8 protein-coding genes and 1 pseudogene are annotated in these 6734 nt (G+C 69.9%); 4 read left to right on the top strand and 5 right to left on the bottom strand.

What is annotated here, in order from left to right; genetic code table 11:
* Both PH203_RS49445 and PH203_RS49440 read right to left on the bottom strand, forming a co-directional pair.
* Positions 1–1410: pseudogene (locus PH203_RS49445) on the bottom strand (hypothetical protein); the annotation flags it as partial.
* Positions 1403–1939, bottom strand: coding sequence for a sigma-70 family RNA polymerase sigma factor (locus PH203_RS49440; RefSeq protein ID WP_289929510.1), 537 nt, complete (start codon positions 1937–1939; stop codon positions 1403–1405). The gene PH203_RS49440 and the pseudogene PH203_RS49445, both read right to left, overlap by 8 nt.
* A 388-nt stretch (positions 1940–2327) precedes the next feature.
* Between PH203_RS49440 and PH203_RS49435 the strand changes: the two genes are divergently transcribed.
* Positions 2328–3401 carry a hypothetical protein gene (locus tag PH203_RS49435; RefSeq protein WP_289929508.1) on the top strand — a complete coding sequence of 358 codons (1074 nt, stop codon included), beginning with the start codon at positions 2328–2330 and terminating at the stop codon, positions 3399–3401.
* A gap of 137 nt (positions 3402–3538) precedes the next feature.
* Here the strand turns inward: PH203_RS49435 and PH203_RS49430 are convergent, their stop codons facing one another.
* A complete protein-coding gene (locus tag PH203_RS49430) occupies positions 3539–3769 on the bottom strand; it encodes a hypothetical protein (RefSeq protein ID WP_354671334.1) in 231 nt (76 codons plus the stop codon).
* Between the two features lie 300 nt (positions 3770–4069).
* Here PH203_RS49430 and PH203_RS49425 point away from each other — a divergent pair, with 300 nt between their 5' ends.
* The gene (locus PH203_RS49425; RefSeq protein ID WP_289929507.1) at positions 4070–4237 is read left to right on the top strand and encodes a hypothetical protein; all 168 of its coding nucleotides are present in this window, start codon (positions 4070–4072) and stop codon (positions 4235–4237) included.
* A gap of 116 nt (positions 4238–4353) precedes the next feature.
* Here the strand turns inward: PH203_RS49425 and PH203_RS49420 are convergent, their stop codons facing one another.
* Positions 4354–5526 (bottom strand): MFS transporter, encoded by a 1173-nt coding sequence (locus PH203_RS49420; protein ID WP_289929505.1) that lies wholly within the window; start codon positions 5524–5526, stop codon positions 4354–4356.
* 56 nt (positions 5527–5582) lie between these two features.
* On the opposite strand from PH203_RS49420, the gene PH203_RS49415 reads away from it, so the two are divergent.
* On the top strand, positions 5583–5930 hold the full coding sequence (locus PH203_RS49415; RefSeq protein WP_289929504.1) for a MerR family transcriptional regulator: 348 nt from the start codon (positions 5583–5585) through the stop codon (positions 5928–5930).
* A 30-nt stretch (positions 5931–5960) separates the two neighbouring features.
* Here PH203_RS49415 and PH203_RS49410 read toward each other — a convergent pair whose 3' ends face one another.
* Entirely contained in the window at positions 5961–6122 is a 162-nt protein-coding gene (locus PH203_RS49410) for a hypothetical protein (RefSeq protein ID WP_289929503.1), read from the bottom strand.
* 31 nt (positions 6123–6153) lie between these two features.
* On the opposite strand from PH203_RS49410, the gene PH203_RS49405 reads away from it, so the two are divergent.
* On the top strand, positions 6154–6510 hold the full coding sequence (locus PH203_RS49405; RefSeq protein ID WP_289929502.1) for a hypothetical protein: 357 nt from the start codon (positions 6154–6156) through the stop codon (positions 6508–6510).
* The last annotated feature ends 224 nt before the right edge of the window (positions 6511–6734 follow it).

Here is a 6734-nt window from a genome sequence, read left to right as displayed (position 1 = left end):
GGCCAACAGGGCGGCACGCGCGGCCAGCAGCAGAAGCTCCGCCTTGCGGGTGGACTGCCCGCCGATCTTGTCGAGTGCCTCGATCGCCGAGTCCGCCTCGGCCAGCGCCTCCGGGGCAAGGCTGGCGGCCATCAGGACCTCGCAGCGGCGGATGGAGAGCATGAAGGACGGCGTGCCGAGCCTGGCGTACCGCTCCTTGGCCTCGTCGAGCAGGCGCAGTGCGACGGGCAGATCGCCTGAGCGGAAAGCAGCCAGACCTCGGCTCTCCACCGCATCCGCCTTGTCGTGGTTCTGGCCGGTGGCATCCCACAGCGCCTCGGCCGCAGTGAAGTCGGCGTCCGCCCGCTCCACCGCACCCAAAGCCAAGTGCACGGTCGCGCGCAGGGTCAGCGCCCGCGCCGTCCAGATGACATCGCCCACCTGCCGCAGCACCGGGATGGCCCGGCGGATGTCCTCCAGCGCCTCGCGGTGGCGGCCCAGCACCCATCCAACGTAGGCCCGGCGAAACAGCACCCGCGCGCGGGTATGGCCGGTGCCGCGCTGGACCGCCCGATCCATAGCCTCCAGGCCCTGCCGGACGTGGCCAGCGTGCACGAGGGCCACCCCGAGTGCGGCCAGGGTGTCCGCCTCCCGCTCGGGCGCCTGTGCGCGGGCCGCGAGGTCACGGGCGCGGCGCAGATGACGCAGGGCGATCCGCAGGTCGCCCCAGTCGCGCTGCCAGATGCCGATCACCTGATGGGCGATGGAGGCGCTCCACGGGGGCGGATCGGACGCGAGCACGGTCTGGGCCCGTGCCAGTGCCTCATTGGGATCGGCGAATACCATCGGCAGAAGATCCAGAGCCCCACCGTCAGTTGGGGCAGAGGCCTCCCGTTCCGGTTCCGTCGGCGGGGAGTTCGGCGCAACGGAGACTTCGAGGGCAGCCGAAAGGAGGTCCTGTGGGTGTGGGGCTGCCGTGAGCTTCGCCACCAGTTGGAGCCACTCCCGGTCGTCGCTCAGCCAGACGAAGTCGATCGCGGCCGCTCCGGCCATCGCCGGCACCCGGTGCACGGTGGACACCGCCGCCTTGGACGGCGCGAATTGACCAGACACCGCGCGGCTGCGCTCCTGTGGCAACGGCCGGAACGTCAGTGGCAGGCCTCGGGCGGGTCGGTGCGCGGCGGAGGGGGCCTGGGGCTCGCGCGCGGCGAGTCTGCGCTTGAGCGCCGCAAGAGAGGCCTCAACGTCCAGGACCGGGCTCAGGGCTTCGGCGACGGCGGCTTCGGATGCCTGCGTGACAGAGGTCAGCGCCGCTTCGTCGTCGGTCAGCGGCGGCTCGGGCTGAGGCTGTTGGGGGGCGGGAATGTCGGCGCGGCGCGCGCCGCCGGCCTCCTGTTCGGAGGCGGAGAGCTCATCAGGCCTGTCAGCCATGGTGTTCTCCCTCCCCCTCGGTCACGATGCCCATCTGCCGAAGTTCCACTCGTAACGGTTCCAACGCCCGGCGGGCCTCCGCGAGATGAACCCGTACCGTGGACTGCGTAATGCCCATCTCCTGTGCCACCTCGGCGGTGTTCAGCCCCGCGATACACCGCAAGGCCATGGCCCGGCGAGGTCGTTCCCTCAAGCCTGCCATTTCCGCGCAGGCCCTGCGGTAGACCTCCTTGAGCTGGACCTCAACAGCCAGATCCAGGGCATGGGCTGCACTGTCGTGACGGGCGGGGTCGAAGACGACGTCCGTGTTGCGGCGGTGCAACGCTTCGCGGACCGCGGTGACCGCCAGCCATCCGCCCCAATGCTTGACCGGCGCCCCCCGGGGGTCGGCCATCCGGCGCCAGCACTGGATGAATGCCTCTTGCACCGCGTCCTCCGCCACGTCACGGCCCCCCGCGACCAGAAAGGCCTTGGCCACTAAGGTCCGGTACCACGTGCGGTACAGGGACTCGAAAGCGTCGTCACTCACCCCGCGTCCCCCCGCGACACCGCACCACCCAGGTGATCCCGTTCTCGTCGGTCACCCGAACGCTCCCGCCCGGCCGCGGCATTCTGCCCAGCACGTCCGTCATTGTCTTGCGCCGGCTGCGCTCACGGAGCTGAAACGCAAAAGCCCGCAGCAGCGCTGCCACCCCGGCGCCACCGCCCACCGCCAGCGCGGCGCATACGGCTGACCACGTGATCACCGCGTCCTCCTCGGCCACCGGACCTGCTCGCTGACCTACAGAGGGGCAGGCGCCAAAAAGTGCTTATGCCGCCCCCGTTGGCGGCACACGGCCACCCCAGCCGACCTCTCCCCCGCCCTCCGCAGACCCCCTGGCAGGACGGACAACCGTGACCATCGGGGACAATGAGGCGTGCCACGCATCTCTCTTCCTTCACTGGCGCCGGACAGCGAACAGACACGGAGCTTCCGCACCCACGCCTCCTACATCCGCGCCTTCCGCGAACTCGCCCTGGGCGACGGCGCGTCAGACCTGGACGACGCCCTCGCCCGGCTGCACGCAGTCGCCGCGCACGCCCTCTACCGGCCGCCTGCCAGCCCACGCACCTGCGACCGCGAGCAGCTGCTCGCCTGCCTGCGCCGGGCCTGGGCGACCGCCCGGCTGCTGGAGCACACCCACGACCTGGCCGGAGACTCCGAGATCATCCGGCTCGCCAACAGCTGGGGCGCCGTCCAGGCCTACTACGTCCTGTACGGCTGCGCGCAGGCCCTCATGGTCGCCGAGGGCGGGACCCGCCCCCACGCTCACGAAACCACCAAGCGGCGCTACGTGGACCTGTGGACCTCGCGCACCGTTTCGCTGTCCCCGTGGACGCTGGCCGCCGTCGTGTCTGGCACCCGGCTCGCCGACGCCGACGGCTTCCTCACCGGCCCCGGACGCCCCCTCGATCTGGACCTGCACCCGTGGGTGTCCTGGCAGGGTGATCAGGCCTGGGACATCGCGGCCAGGGCGCTGCGTTCCACCCGCCAGCAGTTGGTCGAGGAGCGCCTCACCGCCAAGCGACGCGAGATGCTGAGTGCCAAGAAGAAGGCCTGGCGCGCTGACCGGGACGCCCGTCTGGCGGCCGGCCGCACGCCCGCACCGGAGCCGAAGTCGGTCCGGCTCACAGCCGCGGAGAGAGAGTCGGTTGCCGGCGCTGTCCGCCCGGTCACCATGGCGGACTACCTGTATCGGCTGCGTATCAAGGCCAACTACGAAGACGTCACGGTGTTCTCCAGCGGCCCGACCACCGATCGTGAAGCGGCTGACGTCGGCGCCAACCTGGTCGCCCTGGCCTCCGCCACCCTGCTCGTCCACGAACTGCGCATCGCAGCCCTCATCGGCCGCGATGAACTGGTCAAGGCCATGGATGGGGTTCTGCAGCGCAGTGCCGCAGACTCCGCCAGCGGCATGGCGCAGCGTCGTGACCTCCATGCCCGCATCTGACTCTTCCACCAGTGCCTGCGCCTCTCCCCTGCGACCCTGCGGCCCATGGTCGTCGGGCCCCGTGGGAAGGCACACGATGGGAACCGCGTTGGGTGCGGTTCCTGGCTCATACAAGATTGTTGGGTGCGGTTCCTGGCTCATACAAGATTTTCGTAGCCGTTGATCGTCCAGAGGTCATTGTCGGGTAGGGGCTGGTGGTTGCGGCCTGAATGGGCGACCAGGATGACGCGTTTGCGCAGGAGTTGGATGCCTGCCCGTCCTGCCATCTGGCGTTTGATCATCTTCAGGTCGGTGATTCTTCCTTCCGCGACGCCTGAGTTGTAGGGAAGCGTGACGGCGGCGTGCACTGCGTCGAGGTCGTCCAGCACACAGGCAGCATCCCGCTGACACAGAGGGATGTCACCGGCCTAGTCGAATCGATCAGCGGTTACGGAAATCTTGTATGAGCCCGGCTCCGCATCCACCTGCGATGTGGGCCAATTCCCACACTTGGGGAAACGGCCCCCAAGCGACAGGCCGGCGGTGAAGGGGAACCGGCCGGCAGATCAAGACATGGAACCTGTCCGCTGTGGGCTGCTATCAGACCAAGATCGCGTCGGCCAACCACAAGCTGGTCAGGGTCAGCCAGAAGAACTACCGCCGCTGAGCGGGGAGAGACGAGGTCCGTCGTGTTCGTACGCACGCCCTTGTGGCTGAATCTGATCGCACTGGCCGCGGCGGTAGTGCCGTTCGTCGTCCTCGGCCTGCCCTGGTACGCGGGAGCCCTCGGCTTCCTGCTGACGGGCATTGTCGCCGACCGGGCCTGGGCCGCGTACCGCCGCGGGCACGACGCCTGACCGGTCCCGACCGAACGCCCTTCCCCGACCGCCCGCCGCGTCCCCGTCCGGACGCGGCGGGCGGTCCGCGTGTGCGCCGGGGACGGGCCCGGGATGACGGCGTACCGTCGCAGAGGTCAGTTCGCGGTCGCCACCGCCTCCTCACTGTCGGGTGCGCGCGACGCGCGGGTGGCCAGGACCGTCAGGACCAGGCCGCACGCGGTCAGGGCGGCGGCCACGAGGTAGAGGGGCCTGGGGCCCGCGGACGAGTCGGCGATCAGACCGCCGAACAGGCCGGCGCAGGCGGCGGCGACCTGGTAACCGGAGGCGTTGACGGCCATGGCCAGCGTCGGAGCCTCGGCGGCGGTCGCCATGACGCGTGCCTGCATCCCGGGCAGGATCGCGAATCCGAAGAAGCCAAGGACCGCGACTGCCACCACGGTGAGGGCCGAGGAGGTCGCGACGGACCAGCCGGCCACCAGGGCCGCGGCCAGCAGACCGAGCAGGGCGGGCTGGAACAGCCGCGGATTGCGGTCGTAGAGAACACCGCCGATGAGGTTGCCGAACGTCGCGCCCAGACCGTAGGTGAGGAGCAGGATCGGCAGCCGGGCGCTGGGGTGTCCGCCCAGTTCCGTGAGGAGCGGGGCGAGGTAGCTGAACACCATGAGCACCCCGACGTTGCCGACCGCGGTGATCGCCAGCGCCATCAGCACCGGGGCCCTGCCAAGGACCCGCAGCTCCGAGACCGCCGAACTCCGGCCGTCCCGGCCAGGTGAGGTGAGCCGCCAGGACACCAGACCGAGCCCCAGCAGACAGGCCCCGGCGATCGCGGCGAACGTCGCGCGCCACCCCCACTGGCCGCCGATCTGCGTGCCGATGGGCGCTCCGAGGATCATGGCCAGGTTCATCCCGAACGCGAGACGGGCCACCATGGTCGCGGCCCGCTCCGGTGGTGCGGACCGCACCGTGAGCACGATGGCTTGGGCGAAGAAGGTCGAGGTCACCAGCGCGGTGACCACCCGGGCGGCCAGCAGCGGGGAGAATCCGGGAGCCAGCGCGGAGACCGCGTTCCCGGCGATCGCAACGGCCAACAGGGCCTGCATCAGCCGTTTGCGGTCGATGCCGGTGGTCAGCGCGGTGAGCACCGGGCCTCCGACGATCATGCCGGCGGCGTACGCGGTGACCAGCAGGCCCGCGCTGCCGACACTGACGCCGAGGTCGGAGGCGACCTCGGGCAGGATGCCAGCCACCACGAACTCTCCGGTGGTGATGCTGAAGACGCAGAACATGAGGATGGCTAGGTGCAGCATGACCGCACGCTAAACTCTCACGTCGACGTGAGAGTCAAGAGCGGCGAAGGGCCCCCGTGAAAATCGGAGAACTGGCGGACCGCACCGGAGTCAGTGTGCGAGCACTGCGCTACTACGAGGAGAAGGGCGTCCTGCGACCGGACCGCACGCCCAGCGGATACCGGATCTTCGCCGACTCGGACGTCCGCAGGGTGGCGCACATCCAGACCCTCCTCGCGGCGGGCCTCGGCATGGACCTGACCGGCGAGATCCTTTCCTGCCTCTCCGGTGAATCCCTGCTGCTGGACGGCTGCCGTGCACGCCTCGAAGCGGAGCACCGTCGGATCAGCGACGACATCGACCAGCTCGTCCACACCCGGTCGCTGCTCGACGACCTCCTCGCCACCACGCGGGCCCCACGCTGACGCGGCCTTGCCGCGACACCGTGCGTGACGCTACGCGCGGGCCTCGGACTTGGCTTGCCAGACGGCGTGTTCGAGCCCGCTGGCCTCGTGCCCGAGAACAGCGGCGGTCTCCTCGTACACGGCTTGCAGTGCCTCGTAGCCGAGGCTCGGGAGGCCGGCGTCCGCGGCGAAGGACCGCAGGTGCACATCCACCGCGACCTGCGACCGGCCGACGAGCGGGGTGGTGTGGGCGATACGGACCGGGGAGCTCGCCGAGTGGGCCAACCCCGCCACGCCACTGAGCCGCGAGGACGTCCTGATCACCGCCAGCCTCTACTGGTTCACCCGCACCGGCCCTGCGGCAGCCGACTTCTACTGGGAACTGACCCACGCCCCCGACAGCGGATGGGGCGAACCCAACGGCGTCCCCATGGGCGCCTCCCTCTTCTACAGCAACCCGCTCGTCCGAAAGGTCCTCCACCCCAGCGCAGGGCCCTCCTTCCTTCGCGAACACGCCGAGGGCGGACACTTCCCGGCCTTCGAAGTCCCCGACCTGTTCATCGACGACAGCCGCGCCTTCTTCCGGCAACTACGCCGCTGACCAAGCAGACATCGCAAACCCCGGGTCAGGATCCGCCTCCCGCAGCGACGCCGAAACAACTCCCCACTCCGGCACCACACAGTCACAGCACGGCCGCCACCACGGCGCAGGCCACCACGAGCGCCGCTGCTTGGGGTGCCCAGAGGTTTCCGGACAGGGACCCAATAGGGTCGTCCTGAGAAGGAAATGAGGGAGAAGTGGCGCCACCCAGTAAGTACTCACCG

It is taken from the genome of Streptomyces sp. S.PB5 (assembly GCF_030403745.1).
Lineage (GTDB): Bacteria > Actinomycetota > Actinomycetes > Streptomycetales > Streptomycetaceae > Streptomyces.
The sequence above is the reverse complement of the archived record's forward strand: the minus strand, read 5'-3'. Positions and strand labels throughout refer to the sequence as shown.